13 protein-coding genes are annotated in these 16809 nt (G+C 43.9%); 9 read left to right on the plus strand and 4 right to left on the minus strand.

Annotated features, from left to right (window positions below; genetic code table 11):
* Positions 1-188: 188 nt before the first annotated feature.
* From M1D72_RS00280 to M1D72_RS00295, 4 genes are all read left to right on the plus strand, one after another.
* Positions 189-548 carry a hypothetical protein gene (locus M1D72_RS00280; protein ID WP_456295103.1) on the plus strand — a complete coding sequence of 120 codons (360 nt, stop codon included), beginning with the start codon at positions 189-191 and terminating at the stop codon, positions 546-548.
* Between the two features lie 474 nt (positions 549-1022).
* A complete protein-coding gene (locus M1D72_RS00285) occupies positions 1023-1457 on the plus strand; it encodes a hypothetical protein (protein WP_456295104.1) in 435 nt (144 codons plus the stop codon).
* A 719-nt stretch (positions 1458-2176) separates the two neighbouring features.
* The gene (locus M1D72_RS00290) at positions 2177-2581 is read left to right on the plus strand and encodes a hypothetical protein (RefSeq protein WP_456295105.1); all 405 of its coding nucleotides are present in this window, start codon (positions 2177-2179) and stop codon (positions 2579-2581) included.
* A gap of 148 nt (positions 2582-2729) precedes the next feature.
* Positions 2730-3017: a hypothetical protein gene (locus tag M1D72_RS00295; protein ID WP_093269774.1), complete on the plus strand. Its 288-nt coding sequence runs from the start codon at positions 2730-2732 to the stop codon at positions 3015-3017.
* An 82-nt stretch (positions 3018-3099) separates the two neighbouring features.
* Here M1D72_RS00295 and M1D72_RS00300 read toward each other — a convergent pair whose 3' ends face one another.
* Complete coding sequence (locus M1D72_RS00300) at positions 3100-4509, minus strand: family 43 glycosylhydrolase (protein ID WP_456295106.1); 1410 nt, start codon at positions 4507-4509, stop codon at positions 3100-3102.
* Positions 4510-5376: 867 nt separating this feature from the next.
* On the opposite strand from M1D72_RS00300, the gene M1D72_RS00305 reads away from it, so the two are divergent.
* A complete protein-coding gene (locus M1D72_RS00305; protein WP_456295107.1) occupies positions 5377-6855 on the plus strand; it encodes an MAC/perforin domain-containing protein in 1479 nt (492 codons plus the stop codon).
* A gap of 269 nt (positions 6856-7124) precedes the next feature.
* The gene (locus M1D72_RS00310; RefSeq protein ID WP_456295108.1) at positions 7125-8675 is read left to right on the plus strand and encodes a methyl-accepting chemotaxis protein; all 1551 of its coding nucleotides are present in this window, start codon (positions 7125-7127) and stop codon (positions 8673-8675) included.
* Between the two features lie 68 nt (positions 8676-8743).
* Here M1D72_RS00310 and maeA read toward each other — a convergent pair whose 3' ends face one another.
* Together maeA and M1D72_RS00320 are read right to left on the minus strand one after the other, a co-directional pair.
* Positions 8744-10324 (minus strand): oxaloacetate-decarboxylating malate dehydrogenase, encoded by a 1581-nt coding sequence (gene maeA, locus M1D72_RS00315; RefSeq protein WP_456295109.1) that lies wholly within the window; start codon positions 10322-10324, stop codon positions 8744-8746.
* Between the two features lie 9 nt (positions 10325-10333).
* Positions 10334-11617 (minus strand): 2-hydroxycarboxylate transporter family protein, encoded by a 1284-nt coding sequence (locus tag M1D72_RS00320; protein ID WP_390192712.1) that lies wholly within the window; start codon positions 11615-11617, stop codon positions 10334-10336.
* Positions 11618-11839: 222 nt separating this feature from the next.
* On the opposite strand from M1D72_RS00320, the gene M1D72_RS00325 reads away from it, so the two are divergent.
* From M1D72_RS00325 to M1D72_RS00335, 3 genes are all read left to right on the plus strand, one after another.
* Positions 11840-13435, plus strand: coding sequence for an ATP-binding protein (locus M1D72_RS00325; RefSeq protein WP_456295110.1), 1596 nt, complete (start codon positions 11840-11842; stop codon positions 13433-13435).
* A complete protein-coding gene (locus M1D72_RS00330) occupies positions 13428-14114 on the plus strand; it encodes a response regulator (RefSeq protein WP_456295111.1) in 687 nt (228 codons plus the stop codon). Before M1D72_RS00325 ends, M1D72_RS00330 begins: the two co-directional genes overlap by 8 nt.
* Positions 14115-14244: 130 nt before the next feature.
* A complete protein-coding gene (locus tag M1D72_RS00335; RefSeq protein ID WP_390192718.1) occupies positions 14245-14865 on the plus strand; it encodes a hypothetical protein in 621 nt (206 codons plus the stop codon).
* A 62-nt stretch (positions 14866-14927) separates the two neighbouring features.
* Here the strand turns inward: M1D72_RS00335 and M1D72_RS00340 are convergent, their stop codons facing one another.
* Complete coding sequence (locus M1D72_RS00340) at positions 14928-16550, minus strand: methyl-accepting chemotaxis protein (protein WP_456295112.1); 1623 nt, start codon at positions 16548-16550, stop codon at positions 14928-14930.
* Positions 16551-16809: the final 259 nt, after the last annotated feature.

A 16809-nucleotide genomic window follows, 5' to 3' on the forward strand; every position in this document is an offset into this window, starting at 1 on the left:
TAACCCAAAGAGCTAAGCCTGCGCGGCTGGGGCACAAAGCGGTTTCCAAAGGTTTTCATTTGAAATCGGAACTGATGGTAAGACTTTACGAACCGTGCAAACCGCTTTTGATGATGCGGGAACACTAATGAGACAGCGGGCCGGAGCAGCAAAGAATAATCTCTATGATGTCAAATAGGGTTATTAGCATGATGCAAGTATATAAAGATATTTTGGAAGGTATAGTGTCTGTTGACGATGGGAAGAAGATTCTTGGTTCTCAACCAGATTTCGATGGAAAAGAAGTTTTCGTTACTCCGGAAATAATTATACTTGTGCTCGGCAAGTTTATTTGTGATGAGATTGACTCTAAGCATCTTTTTGAATGGGCTAAATTCTTAACGAATAATGATATTTACGTAACGCAAGGTTGGGAAGACGATGCCACCTCGGATAAGTATGAACCTATGTGGGAAATATTGCAGATTCTTGCCAACCCTGTTATTGATGGACCTGTCGATAAGCCTAGAGCAAAAGATTTTGTAGAGGCACTTAAGAGCTTAGGTTAGGCGTAGTGTAGCGGCATAGTGAATTTTGCCACCTAATTATAGGTAGTAGATGGAGTTGACATTATTTTATGTTAGTGCGAGAAATCATCCTATTATTGGGTAAGTTTATATTACCGTAAATGATGATTGGACGGACAACCAGCCGATAGATTTTCACTGGCTGAATTTAAATCCGTGATTATTGCATGGAAACAGTTTCTACAATTGCCACAGTCTCTAGATTCGAAGATAACGATAGAGCTGTAATCCAAAGAGCTAAGCCTATGCTTAGCTCTTTGTCGTTTGGTGAGATTAATAAGTCGGCCAGCCCTGTGCGTCCCAGTTGAGATCGCTAATTAGCATTTTTGGGGTTCCGTCATCTTCGGCATCATAGGCGTGGCGGATGATCACATCGGTGTTGATGATACCTTTATATTTTTGCGGTCTTTGTCGCCTATAGATAATGGATGAATAACGCAAGAAAATAGGTATTACATGAAAAAGACCGTTCAAGTCTACTTTTCTCTCTTTGTTTTGGCCCTAGTCGTGGGTTGTGCTGCGATAATTCCACCTCATCAGCAAGCCGGTGTAGAGGTTGGAAAATTATACAAGTTTAGTAACCCAAAACTTGATACAAGCTTGTATGTGAAGTTTCTACCTTTAGCAGGAAAAGAAAAGCCTGTGCTATTTGGTACATTCGACAATAATAGAGTTATTAAAGATTTAGAGTTGGGAGAAGAGGGCGTCTTTACAAGACCTTATTTTCAAGTTAGTGATAGCGGTGTTGTGACATTCCGTTACTATTCAAAAGAAAAGACAATAGAGGAATTGGTACCACTTCATCCTTATTTTGTATCTGGAGGACAATATGGTGATGAAGCTGCGGTACAATACCGATTGAACTTTAAGTACGCAAGTATTGTTGACTAATAGTCTGTGCTAATTCTGGAGAGCTAAGTCATCGATTCTTAGCTCTTTTTGATAGCATGATTCTATATTGAATCAATATTTAAAACGGTAATTATCTTCAATCCCTTATCTGATAGAGATAAAGAATTTGAAAATAAAAAAGAAAACACAGATAAATAAAAAGTTGACGTGGTCTGAGATAGAGTCCTTAGGGAAATTGGAACAGATTAATATGCTAATAGGTGTAGAATTTTTCCATCAATTCTACAGTGAAGATAGTTCTATTTATTCCTTGATTATTCTTGTTTTTTCTCCTATTTACTACGTTCAAAGCAATATAAAGAAAATAAGAGGTTGCCATTCATTTATAATTAGACATTTATGTCAATGGTTAATCACTGTTTCTATTTTATATGGTGGGGTTACTTTATTTTTTATCTATATAATTATTACTATTTTTAATGTTTTTTTTGATGTGGTTCTCTACAATAAAAAAGCAGGCTTATACAATGATAGATTATATGAAATTTAAATTATTAAGCGGTTTTGTTAAAATTAACATATACTTAAATATTCAATTTTTATAATTATTGTAAAAGAGCTAAGCCTATGCTTAGCTCTTTGTCGTTTGGTGAGATTAATAAGTCGGCCAGCCTTGTGCGTCCCAGTTAAGATCGCTGATCAGCATTTTAGGGAGTACAGGTCAGCAGATTTAAAATCACAACGTTAAATATTACAGCATGCCAAATGAGGTTGTTACAAGAGCTGAAGCGCTACGCAATGATAGTAGTACGATTGCCGACTCAATTGATCCTTCGACTTCATTATCCGTTCAAGACGGTCTTGAGCCGATTATGGTAACTGAGCCAGCAGAGCCGATAGACCCGTCAACAGAGACGACGGCTACCGATGAACAAGGGTTGGGTACAACAGAAAGCCCATCAGATTCAGGTGTTAATCCATTATTGGTTATGACCTCTAGCTCTACTGACTATGAGCCCAACCAAGGAGCCGTCGATAAAATGGAGGATTTCCTAAATCAGCGGGGATTTGGAGAAATTGTAGCAAATAGTACGAAAAAGAGTCCCAAAAAATATCAAGGTCAGCGAGTTTATGAAGTTACTGAAAAAAAGGAAATATATTAAAAATAGGAGATTAAGTCTATTTGGATGGTAAGCATAAAGACCATCTTGAAGTCTTCAATAAACAAAATAAAAGTTGTTTTAAACCTTGATGGTACTGTTAATGAGAAAAAACTAAGGTAGCTTTAAAACAGGGGAGAATTTTACCAAAATGATTGAAAACTTAAACAACTTATCCAAGTATCTTGAACGTTTACCATTAGAACCTGCTGTTGACGTTAGGAGTATTAATCAAGAAATCGATGACTTATCTGAGGATATAAAGAGTTTTAAACAGAGAATAGATGAGCTTCAAGAGAGGCTCAGCGAAAATGAAGAGGTCGCACTACTAAATTCTTTAATTCTAATTAGAGCATCGTTGTTGGATATGTCTACAGGATTTTCGAATTTAGCAGATGAATGTGAGAAAATTATTATTCATGATGGTTGGTCAGAATAACGAATTTGCATTTTCTTTGACTTTATTTTATCAGAGATGAAGAGAGCTAAGCCTATGCTTAGCTCTTTGTCGTTTGGCGGAATTAATAAGTTGGCCAGCCCTGTGCGTCCCAGTTGAGATCGCTGATCAGCATTTTAGGGGTACCGTTATCTTCTGCATCATAGGCGTGGCGGATAATCACATCGGTATTGAGGATATCTTGGCCGCCAGGGCCAACCCAACGTTCGTTGCCCGCATCAAAAATCTCAATATTGCCATTGAGCATCGATTGACCCGCCTTGTTTACGTATGGGCCAGTGATGTTTTGTGAACGGCCATAAGCGATGCGATAGGTACTATTAGTGCCTTGGCAGCAACTGCCGACAGAAACAAACAAATAGTAGTAGCCATCGCGGTAAATAATGCTTGGCGCTTCAATCCCACCTGAGCGGCTGGCAAGGCTATAGATTGAACCAAACGGCTTCATGGTTTCTGGATTAATTCTGGTTAGTTTAATACCAGAGAACCAAGAGCCAAACACCAGCCAGGGCGCGCCATCTTCCGCTATGACCAAATCAGGATCGAGGGCATTGTAATCATCTTGCCCTGCAACGCTATTGATCACTAAGCCATTATCGACCCAGCCGCCACCGATAATACTGTCGGTTGAGGTTAAGCCTATCGCTGACGTGTTCGAGCCAAAGGTAGACACGGTGTAATACATCCATGCGCGGCCGTTATAGAATTTTACATCAGGCGCCCAAACGTTACGCCCGTCATTTCCTGGTACATAGTCTGTCCACCAAGATAAACCGTTGGCAAAAATGTTGCTGGCGCCAAACCATGTTAAGCCATCTGTCGAGTATTTACCGGCAATACCATCATCACTGGTTTGAAATTCCCACCAAATACCGTCTTCATAGGTAAGCGTTGGATCGTGAGTAACGAGGTTCCCAGCGAGATCCCAATGGTCAGGGCTACTACCCGTAGTTGAAGGATCATAAGGCTCAGACTCAACATTCGCGGTTTTGGTTAACGTCCATAATTGGGCATCGTTGGCGGTGTAGGTCCATTGAGCCACATTGGCCCCATCTGCGGTGTCGAAACCATAGAGATCGAGTGCTTTACCACTGTTAACGTTGACAAAGCTGTAGTCACCGCCATGCTGCTCAATCGTCCATAGTTGCCCGCTTTGTTGGTTAAACTCCCACTGGCTGATATTCGCCCCATCTGCGGTTGAAAACTCATACACTTCGAGTGCTTTGCCACTATTGAGGTTGATGAGTGAGTACTGATCGTTACCTTGATTGGTGATCAGCCACTTTTGACAGTCATTGCCATTCTCTGCCCAAACGGCGACATTCTCGCCGTCACCGGTTAGGCAGCTTGCGACTTCAAGTAATTTCCCGCTGTGTTTGGAAGTGATGGTATAAACGCCATTATCTAATGCGAGTGCGAATGGGCTTGCGAACACGGCAGAAGATAATAATAAAACAGAGTACTGTTTATTCATGATATTCCCTTATTAACCTAGACATCGTTGTATTAAAAATAGATCTGAAATAAATAAGCGTTTAAAGGGTATAGTTAATCATTTTAAATAAAAAGTGATCCGAGTCTTAATAATAAATCTTTAAATATTATTTATTAATTTAACTTTATATCTTAATGATTTTAATCGTTTAATTTTATTGTTAATTTTGTATTTTATCCTACGAGTTAAACATTTTTATGATATTAACTCTGATGTGAATATATAAAATTATTAATAGTATGTTTTATGCTTAAATATCTCGAGTTTTATTTATACCGAACTTAGTATTATACGTGGCCTTTTTTAAGGGGCATGTTGTGGAGGTGAGCGAGAAGCTGCAGCTGTTGGAGAGGCATCAAAGTGTGTCGTTCGAGGAAATTTCTATACCAAAATGGAGTATTGATTGAATTGTCATTTTGACTTTGATCTTGACGTCTCTTTGTGTGGAGCGCCTGTGTGCGCGGCCAGTTTCTATCGAAACGATAGAAATTCAAACCTTTATCCTTCGTGGTTAAGCCGATACACGGTTTGATACAAATGCAGTGGTAGGTCATTAACTCTAATAACTTTACCTCACTTATCAAACCTTGTCTGTATGTTGAGTTTTTTCTCATCAATGATTGCGAGTGATATTATTTCACGATAGAGAAAAGACTAAAATGGATAAGTTGCTGTTTTATGTTGACTTAATTTTTATATCAATAACTTAATTTTGTTTGTTGCTCTGGTGTTTTTGTTCCAAGGTTATTGAGTGCAAATGAGACGAGTTTCTTATTTGGAGGCCGTTTCATTGAAACACGTGTAATGCAATATCAATTAACTTCATGTTATAAGGAATCAATCACGATGAGTGAAAATGGAATTTTAGAATTAACGCCAGAAGAATTAGAGATTAAAGCTCAGTCTGAAATTATTTCTGGGGCCGATTCGATTGGGCGGTTGTATAATTTCCAAGGTGAGATAGCCAATTCAGAATCTTGTAATTTAGCACGTCCTGCGATCTTTAAAGATATTCATAATATGAGTCAGGATGCAAAAAAAGTCGGTAATAAACATTATGTTTATCCGACAATCTGTATGCTAAATAACAGTCAGAGTGTGGGTGAAAAAGATACGATCAGAGAAACGTCTTATCGAAGTTTTGAGAAGGCATTTTCGTTGCGTGCTGGAGTGAGAGGGCGATATGGTGCGTTCTCCGGATCAATCTCTAGCGAGTTTTCTCAGAAAGAGCGCACTGAGAAAACGACCCACTTTTTATCGATTAACGTGATGTGCCAATATGCGACGTTAAGCATCGATAATTACCTGAGTAAAAGCCTCATTCCAGAGTTTGATGACGCATTAAATTCGCAAAGCGTTGATGCCAAAACCTTATTTAATGAGTGGGGAACACATGTGGTGGTTGGGGTTCGCATTGGAGGGAAGTCAACCTATATGTGTTCGGGCAGTAGTGAGCATTACCAAAGTCTGCAAACATTTGAGCTGGAAGCTAAAGCCAAGTACGCGACGGTGTCTGGTTATAGCGAGTTTGAAACCAGCACGTCTGTCGATTCAACCCATGTTCAGTCACAAAGCGGCCTTCAGATTGTCGGCGGAGACCCAAGTTTACTCAGTCATCAGCAGTGGGATGCTTGGGTTGAAACCGTAGCAGATAATCCAGATTGGGTTGCCTTTACCGAGCAAGGATTATTGCCCGTTTGGGAACTCTGTAAAGACACCACTCGCCGCGATACATTAGAAATGGAGTTTACCCGTCTATTTACTCCTTGCTGTTATCAGCCAGAGTGGAAAGATTACTCTCGAGGTACGCATCCTATCCAAGTCGGGTGTTTTACGGTTGACCCACTTGAATTTGTGACTGGGTTTGGCGCAAGGATTAACAGTGGATGTCATTTTACGCGCTGCGCAGTGCAGTTTGAAAACTCTGCAACTGGAGTTCGTGAATGGCGAGTAGACGGTGATAAAACCAGCTTTAACCCAGGTGATTATGAACGGCTGGTTGAAGTGCCGGAAGGCTGCGCGATGACAGGGATCGGACTTCGAGAAAAGGATAATAATCTGAACCGACTCGTGGCGTTTTATCAGTTGATTTCCCCCGTCAAAGACAAATTTAATCAATCCGTTCCGGCTTTGGAGCCCGAGGTGTTTTCGATGCATGCTCCGCACAGTGGCGGCAGTGGATTTGAGGTGGTTTGCGAACCAGAAAATCACAATGGTAAAGTGATTCAAGGTATTAAGGTGACCTCTTCTAGCCGAGCTAAGAGTGTGGTTGCGCTGAAACTGTTACATGCCGATTTTATGTTACCTATCTCAAAGAAAGGTTAGTACTTTTCGCTTGGGGTCAATGTCACTATTGAAACCTTATTCACTTCTGATAATCGTCAACACGGATAAACTGCCTTACAGATGCGATGTAGGGCAGTTTTTATTTTAGTGAACTAGAAGCGCAGTTAAACTGAATGGTTGGCTTGGCTGTTTACTGATAAAAATATATTTATATCATCATTGATACGTATCATATAACCAAGGGTTATGGGTTCTATAAAATAGTCCGGCACACTGACTTAGCCCTTATGGATGAATGGACCGTTTTAATGACTCGCCAAACGACTCGCAATAAAACTTATCAACCGGATGCCAATTTAATCTCGACCACCGATCCACAAAGTCGTATCACTTATGCCAATCAGGATTTTTGTGATATTGCTGAATACACGCCGGAGGAATTACAAGGGGAGCTTCACAATATCGTTCGTCATCAAGATATGCCAAAGGCAGCTTTTGCCCAATTATGGCAGTATCTTGGGCAGGGCAAGAGCTGGATGGGGTTAGTCAAAAACCAGTGCAAAGATCGTGGTCGGCATTATTGGGTCTCAGCGTTTGTGACTCCGATTCGTGATGCGTCGGGTAAGGTGATTGAGTATCAGTCAGTGCGCTCAAAGCCAACCGAGCAGCAAACTGAGCGCGCATTGGCCTTATATCAAAAATTGCAGTCAGGAAAGACGCTGCGTCATTGGCGTTTGTCGTTGCATAAAAGTGTTGCGGGTCTGAGTGCAATATTGCTGATGGGCAGTGGTGTCGAGTGGGTGCTTGCACCGACCATATTAAGTACAACGCTGACGGTAGCCAGTGCTTGCTTACTCGCCGTTGCCTACTACCAAGGGCGACGATACCAATCGATTCGTCAACTTGCTGAACAAGCGTATTCAAATCCGTTGATGGAAAAACCGTATACCGATCATTTTGATGATTATTCTCCCTTGCAGCTAGCATTGATCATGCGAAACGCCGAGCTTCGGGCAATCACGGCAAGAGCCACGGAAACTTCAGGACAAATTTTATCGTCAGCAGAGCAGGAGTTTTCCAATATCCAAACCATTGGCAGCAGTATTGATCGGCAATGTCTCGCGACTCAAAGTGTGGCGACGGCAGTAGAAGAGCTTACTCACTCGATTCAAGATGTCGCGAGTTCGGCTGCGGATGCCCATCAATTAACGCAACAAGCGACGGATAAATCAGCGCAAGGCAGCCAAAGCCTGGCGCAAACGCATCAAGCAATCACACACTTGGTGGCATCATTGGCCCAATCGCAACAGATTGTTGAGTCTTTGGAAGCGGAAACTCAACATGTTCGTCAGGTGCTTACCGTGATAAGCCAAATTTCAGAACAGACCAATTTGCTTGCACTCAATGCGGCGATCGAAGCGGCGCGCGCCGGAGAACAAGGTCGAGGGTTTGCTGTGGTGGCTGATGAAGTTCGCCAGCTTGCCGAAAAAACGCACCATTCTGCCGATGAAATTCAAACTATGCTCAGTCAATTTCAACAGACCGTTAGCCTTGCTTCGAACTCGATGCAACAAGGGATTGAGTTATCTCAGCAGTGTCAGCTGCGTGCCGATAATACCGCAAAAGTCCTGGCGGACATCGAAGTAAAGCTCAATCAAGTTTCTGATAACAGCCATCAAATCGCGACTGCGGTAGAGCAGCAGGCAAGCGTGACTCGTGAAATCAATAGCAACGTCGCCAATATTCAAGCACTTGCGAATGACACGTCGACACATTCGCAAAGTTCCGTGCAGCGCACGAAACAGTTGGTGGACAGCATTGAGGCTTTAAAGCGCTTAATGGCGCAGTTTATGGGGTGATTTTGACTGAAATCGCTGGCCGGTGAAAACATCCGTTTTCTCACCGGTCAATACGGCGCTATGCCCGATTAGGCGTGAAACGTCTCAAGGTTTGGGTTCCAGAACGCCTGCTCAATGCGCAGAGATAATGTTTCTAAGCAAAGGTCCTGCTCATTGGCAACGCCTTCTTCCATTGCCTGAATGGCAACGGCTTGAGCGATGGCTTTTGAGATGTCGAGAGTCGATTCAATCGCTGGCAGCACTTCATAATCACTATTGCGTGAACATTCAAAGTTTGCCAGTGCATCCATGGCTTTTTTCAGCATCGTGTCGGTAATGGTGCTTGCATTAACCACATGCGCGCCAAGACCAATCCCTGGGAACACGTAAACATTGTTACATTGTGAAATTACGTGGCTGCGACCCGCAAACTCAACTGGAGCAAACGGGCTTCCGGTCATCACAATGGCGTTATCGCCAATCCAGTCAAACACTTGCTGTGGTGTGACTTCACAGGCACTTACCGGGTTAGACAGTGGCATAATCACGGGCATCTCTGTGTGACTTGCCATGGTTCGAATGACTTGCTCGTTAAATAGGCCTGTAACGCCAGTAACGCCAACAATCACGTCCGGTTTGATGTGCTCAACCGCATCTAAAAGAGGCAGTGGGGCGCGGGCTGACTTACGCTCACCGGCGGGACGCGCCAGCGGTACTTGCATGTCACTTAATGTGTCATCGTCAAATAACACACCATCACGGTCGACTATGTAAACTGCGCCGTTATCAAACCCAAAGCTGCGCTGTATCAAATCCGCAATACCACAACCAGCTGAGCCGCCACCGACGACGAAAATTCTGGCATCACTTGGCGCTTTCTTCGCTTTGAGTAGTGCACGTTTGATCGACGCGACGGCGACGGTTGCTGTACCTTGAATATCATCATTAAAACAGCGGTATTGATGCTGATATTTTTTCAATAGTGGGTATGCGTGGTTGTTGCTGAAATCTTCAAACTGAATAATCGCGTTTGGCCAGCGCTCAGCAAGAGCCGTCATGACTTCATCGAGATAGCGATAGAATGCCTCGTCGTTGACGCGGTCTTGCTTATCACCTAAGTATTGGTCATCCGATTTGAGGCTCGGGTTATTGGTGCCTACGTCAATGCAAACTGGCAAAGTACGCTCTGGTGGAATGCCTCCCACCGCGGTATACAGAGAGAGCTTACCAATCGAGATGCCCATGCCACCGATACCGAGATCACCAAGACCCAGTACGCGAGAGCCATCGGTGACCACAATAATATCGATCTCTTGATCGATGGCTTGCACTTGCTCAGCTACTGACTTGCCGTCACGGTAGGTGAGATATAAGCCGCGAGGTGAAAAGTTTAGATAGCTGTAGTTTTGGCATGCATCGCCTACCGAAGGGGTATAGATGTAGGGCAGGCTATCGCGGATATTTTCGCGAATGTAGTGATAGAAAAGACGTTCGTTCTGATCCTGAACATGACGAAGGGTTAAGTACTTCGACAGGTTATTGTTTGCCAAATCCAGTGAAAAGCGGATTTGCGCCGTTTTCTTGTGGAGATTTTGCTGTGACATACCCACGGAAGAAAGCGGGGATATCCCCGCATCAGAATGAATGTCCAATTCGTTTATCTGTGACATTACAAGGCCTTATAAGAAAATTTCTAGAATAAAAGTGGCCAGAATCAGCATGAAGGCACCACCAAGACGAGAAGAGATCTGGGCAAATGGCATCAGACTCATACGCTTACATGACGCAAGCACGGCAACATCACCGGTGCCACCCATATTCGCCATACATAAGCCGCCAGTGATGGCTGCTTCAATTGGATAGAAGCCAATAAGACGCCCAATCAGGGCACTACCAAGGATGGCGCCAAACACCGTTGCGACCACCATCATCAGGTTGGTCCAAGTTAAGGCCATCGCGATTTGGTCAAGGTTGGTGTAAACCACACCAATGCCGACCAGAAGGGCAGGAGTAAGATTGTTTACAACGAAAGTGCTCCAAGCATGCGCTGCACGTTCAAGTTCACGAGGCATCACGCCTGAGACTTTGATAAACGCCACGGATAAAATCATCAGCGCATACGGGTGCATGCTAATCACTGAACTTAGCAACGAGCCCACTAAGTACATGGTGATCGCCAGTAACGCGCCCACACCAAGTGCTTGCACGCTTAGCGAGGATTCTTGCTCCTCTGGCGCTGCGGTCTCTTGTTGACCATGCATTAACTTGCCATTGCCGGTTAAAGATGGGAACAGGTTGCCCAGTTTGTCGAGCAGGCCCGCCATTACGATCGCAACCGCATTACCAATCGCTAATGCAGGGACCATTTTTGACATTAGTGCTTCGGTTGATAGATCCGTGCTGCCTTTCATGATCTCGACCAGTGGCACTGCGCCAGCTCCCATGCCTCCGCCCATAATCGGTAAAGCAATTAACATGATGGAATCAAAAAAGCCTTCGCCAAGCATGGCGCCGACGAAGCCTGCCATCAAAAAGGCACACGCAACGCCGCCAAAAATGACGGGAATGTACTTTAGCGCCGCTTTTTTTAGCACTTCTGTTTCCATGCCGAGAATCGACCCGGTGACCAGGCTCGCAATAAAAAATGCGAGAAAACCACCGCCTTTGACAAAGGTGGTCACGGTATTGACGGCTTCTGTTGGAATCAATCCAGAGTGAAAAATATACGAAGAACCAAAAATCACCACAATCGCGCCGCCACCGAAGTATTGGTTGATGATGGGGGTTTTGTTTCCAAGTGTGTTGAGGATGTAACCCACCACAGCCATTACGCCTAATGCGCCAATGAGGCCCGTTGGCATTTTGTTACCTATGGTGGCAACCATGATGACGATAGCGGAAGCGGCAAACACAAAGTTGATCATGCGTTTGTCACGTGAAGATATGACATCATTGTTAAACATATTTCGCTCTCTTGTAGGGTTGTTTTTAAAATTTTGCGAAGTTTAACAATTGTTGTGAAAAGGAAGATTGAGATTCGGTGTAATGTAACTAAGAACACCTTTTGTAACTTTTGTTCATGCTGAGGCGATGATTTTCAGACCAAAAGTTGGATAACTTTTGACTCATTGCGAATAAGTACGGAGAATACCCGCCACTTTTTTCATCTTTGCGATTGATGACTCATGAAATTGAAGAACCATTTGGCGCTCAGCGCGATTACCACGTCGACTGTGATTGTCGCCACGGTGCTGACGGCGATCTTTTTTCTATTGCAGACTCAATATCAGCAAGGACTACAAGCGCGTGGCATTGAATTGGCAAAAGTACTGGCTCACGATGGCAAGATTGTCGACGCAGTGCAGGCCGTAAACCAGCAACAGCCCGCTGATCTTTACGATTATATTGAGGGAATTCGCGCTCAAACGGATGCGTCTTATATCGTGGTTGTTGATAAAAACGGCTATCGCTTAAGTCATCCCAACCGTGAGCGTATCGGCCAGCATTTTATCGGTGATGACATGTTGCCCACCCTAAATCAAGGCATCACACACAGTAGTGAAGCGAAAGGATCGCTCGGGCTTGCCATCCGCAACTTTGTGCCGCTCATTCATGGTGGGGAAGTCATTGGCGCGATTTGCGTCGGTTATTTGTCAGAAAAAACCACCCGTATTGTGATGGCACAATATCAACAAATCGGCTTTATGATTGTGCTGGTTTACGTGATGGCCATCACCATGACGCTGTTGTTTCTCTACAAAATGCGCCGCACATTCTTGGATTATCAGCCCGAAGAGATCGTCGCGAAATTTCATCAACATGAATTGATCCTCGATAGCATTCGAGATGGCATCATTGCTTTAGACAGTAACTTGTCAATCACCACGTTAAACCGCAGTGCATCACTCGCCCTTCCCAGTGGGACTTCGGTCACCATTGGTACAAAGCTGAGCGATCTTGCTCCGGCGTTGGCTCATTTTGTCCTTGAACATAGTGGCGGCTATCACCAAGCTACGGTGGCGTTTGGCAAAACCGATTACCGAGTGCACTTGTACCCCATTCATCGAGGAAAAACACTCACTGGGCACGTGGTGGTGTTTTTCGCCAATCAGTCCGCCAGTGAGGTAGAAAAAGAGCTGACCTATCTAAAGCATTATACACAGTTACTGCGCAGTAAAACCCATGAGTATTCCAACAAACTGAATACCTTATCGGGCTTTTTACAGATGGAAAACTATCAGCAAGCGGTCAGTTTCATTCAGCAAGAAAGCGATGATTATCAGAGGGTGGTGAATGGCATTGTCCACTCAGTACACGACAGCGCATTAGCTGGACTACTGTTGGGAAAGTTCAATAAAGCCAATGATATGGGCGTGGATTTTCAACTTGATGACCACAGCCATATTGAACAATACCCTAAGCCGGTGTCTGATAAGTTGCTAACAATGCTTGGTAATTTGATTGATAACGCATTGTTAGCCGCGTGGCAAAATCGAAAACAACGTTCTGCTCAAGTTAATGTATCGATTAGCGATCGGGGTCAACTGCTCAAAATAGAAGTCGAAGATTCTGGAGCAGGTATTGACCACGCCGTGGCGGAGCAGATCTTTGAATTTGGCGTATCCACAAAACAGGGTGAGGAGCAGCATGGAGTGGGGCTGTATCTGGTTCATCAATTGGTGACCTACTTTTCTGCCAGCCTTGAATGGGACCGCAGTGATAACGACACTACGGTGTTTAGTATTTATATCGATAAACAAGTGCTCAACCAATATGACTAAATACAGCGTGATGATTCTCGAAGATGACCTACGAGCCAGTTATCTGCTTGAATCAACCATAACCCAAAACTCAGATTTTCAAGTTGTCGCGTTAAGTGAAAGCGTGGCCGATGCGATGTTGCAATACGCGATTTATCAGCCCAACCTGATTTTTGTTGATATTACGCTGCCGGATGGCTCGGGCATTGAGTTTATGCGCCGTTTGCGAAAACAAGGCGTGCAGTGCGATTTCATTATGACAACGGCGGAGCGAGAATCGACAACGGTCGAACAAGCGGTTCATCTTGGCGTCTCTGATTATTTGGTCAAACCGATTCGTATATCGCGGGTCAACCAAGCTTTGAACGACTACAAACACTATAAGCAGCAGCTACTGGCTCATAGCGAAGTCAATCAGCATGACATTGATGCTTTGCTGGGTAAGCGTGCGCAGAAATCACAACGAGAAACGCCTAAAGGGATTGATGCCACCACATTGGAAAGTTTAAAGAATTTGATCAAAGGGCAAGATTTGCAAGAATTCTCAGCCGACGATATTGGCCAGAAAATGAACATTAGCCGCGTGACAGCACGTCGCTATTTGGAGTTTTTAGAAGGTGAAGGGCAAGTACAGCTAGTCCTAAACTATCAGACCGGAGGGCGACCTCAGCGTTTGTATCGAACAGTGTACAAAAAATAAATATTTATTAATCATAAGCTTAATTTAAGATTGATATCTTTTTATCTTTTTTTGATTGAAACTAAATTCAGTATTGATACATTTACCTCATCCATTTATGTGATCTAAGTCACTCGTTTGAGTTATCAATATGAATAAAAATACTAACGCTTGGCAAGCCATTTTCGGCGCTGGTGCCCGCTTCTTTCTGATCTGCGCTGGATTCTCGCTGATTGCTGGCATTGTAATGTTCGATATTCTCGTCCTAGGTAACGACATTCCAGAGCAGTCGGCGACGGAAATTTCTCAAGAGTTGTTCCTGCTGATTAGCTCGTTGTGCTTCTTCCGATTGGCGGCAAAGCATGCGTCATCACGTGGTGCGTATGTACTGATTGCCAGTTTCTTCCTATGTATGCTGATTCGTGAACTTGATGCATTTTTCGACGAAATTCAACATGGTTTCTGGAAATATCCAGCGTGGCTGATTGCGTTGGGCGCCATTGTCTTTGCCCGTGTGAAAGCGCCAGGCTCGACCTTAAACGCGCTCAACGACTTCTCGCGCACCGCTCAGTTTAATACGCTCTGTTACGGCATGGCGGTAGTACTGGTGTTTAGCCGCTTGATGGGGATGGGCGATTTTTGGCAAGGTGCGTTAGGAGATAATTACGTACGAATCGTCAAGAATGTTGTCGAAGAAGGGCTAGAGTTATTTGGTTATGGCCTGCTCATGTTTGGTTCAATCAGCTACTCTCGCCAAGTATCAGCGAAATAATCACCGTATAAAGAAAACCGGAGCCATATGGCTCCGGTTTTTGTATCTGGAAAAGCACTCCCTTAGACTTTAAAACGTCCAACATCTTTCACCAGTTCACAGGAAGCGGCACCCACTCGCTTGGCAACGGTATTGACTTCAACTGACAGCGCCTTGGTCTGTTCGTTTTGCTCGTTTAAGCTCTCTAAGTTTTGACTTAGCTCCGTTGAAACACTGGTTTGTTGATCGGTGGCGGTGGCGATTTGTGTGGCCATATCACTCACCACACTGGTCGAATTAAGAATGTTTTCAAATACCTGTTGAGTTTGAACCGCAAGCTCAACGTTCTGTTCAACTCGCTGGGTCCCATCTTCGATGGACAACACCGCCTGTTTAACGCCAGCCTGAAGCTGGTTAAGCATGTGTTGAATATCTTCGGTTGATTTCTGCGTTTTACTCGCCAGTGCTCGCACTTCATCGGCAACAACCGCAAAGCCTCGTCCTTGCTCGCCAGCCCGCGCTGCTTCAATGGCGGCATTAAGCGCAAGCAAGTTAGTTTGTTCGGCAATACTATTGATGACATCCACCACCGAGATGATGTTTTCGGACTCCGCCGCCAACTGTTGGACAACATCACTGGCGCTTTGAATGGAGTGTGACAGGGTGTGGATTTCACTCACCGAGTGCTCGATCACTTCAACGCCTTGTTTGGTGAGGCTGGTGGTGTTCGTCACCTCATTTGAGGTGTTCAAGGCACTCTCTGCGACATCACTGATCGAGATACTAAATTCGTGCACGGCCGTTGCTATCAGTTCAATGCCTTTAATTTGTTCGCTGCTGATACGTTGACTATGTGCATACACTTCATCAAGTTGTGTGGATGCTTGGTTGATCGAATCGGCGCCCGAGGAAACTTTCCCGATTAGGCTTTGCAGTTTTTCTAGAAAGCGATCAAATTCACTGGCCAGTGTACCCAGTTCATCAACCCGAGTTGAGCGAATTCGTTGGGTTAAATCGCCATCACCTTCGCTGATTTCACGAATACGCTCGTTAAGGCGATTAATGTTGTCGACCAATAGTTTAGGCGTGTAATACGTCAGTAGACCCGCGATAATGACGGCTGTACCAACCAATAACAGTAACCAAAATTGGTAGTCTTTACTGTCTTCTGCTAGGGTCGCGCGTTTCTGATTTGCTTCGTTTTCTAAATCTTCACTCGCGATATCATAAAACAGTCGTAACTTTTGAAAAGCGCGCTGACCTTCACCATTTAACAGGGTAAACGCCTCAGACTTTTGTCCTTGATTGACCATGCTGAAGAAGCGCTGTGATAGCGTAAACCATGTGTTGTATACGGTGTCGAATTGACGCATTTTGGCGAGAACGTCGTCATGGTCACTCATGTTGTCAGCGAACTCTTTGGCTTTATCCAATGCTTGCTGGGCATTGTCATTAAATTCTTTGCGATAGGCGCTGTCGTTACTTTCTAAGTACATCAACTGCGCCACGTAGGCCTGATACAGGTCTCGGTCAGCATTTAAAATCAGAGAGGTGGAAGGGAGATATTGGCGTCCAAATATGCCAAGGCCATCATTCAATTTATTGGTCAGTGAATTGTATGAAGCGTAGATTAATATTAATGATAAGAAGACAACGCCAATCGAAATAGACAGTTTTAAACGAATACTTTGCGAGATAAATTTCACTGAGCTCACCTTAAAGACATCAATCTTTTTATTTTTGTTAAGGAAGACGTGGTACGCATTAACGTACGCTATGTTTTATAAAATTAATTAAGTGACAGCGTATCTTAATCTTATGGGTGGGTAATGACTAGAGTAAAATAATTATTCAGGATTAAAATGCGGACTTTTGTCCAACTCTTATGAATGGGAATGTAAATTCACATGCACAAAGGATTTATGCGGGTAGCTAACTAAAAAAACGGAGAGTTTCAGTCAGTAA

It is taken from the genome of Vibrio sp. AK197 (assembly GCF_053903115.1).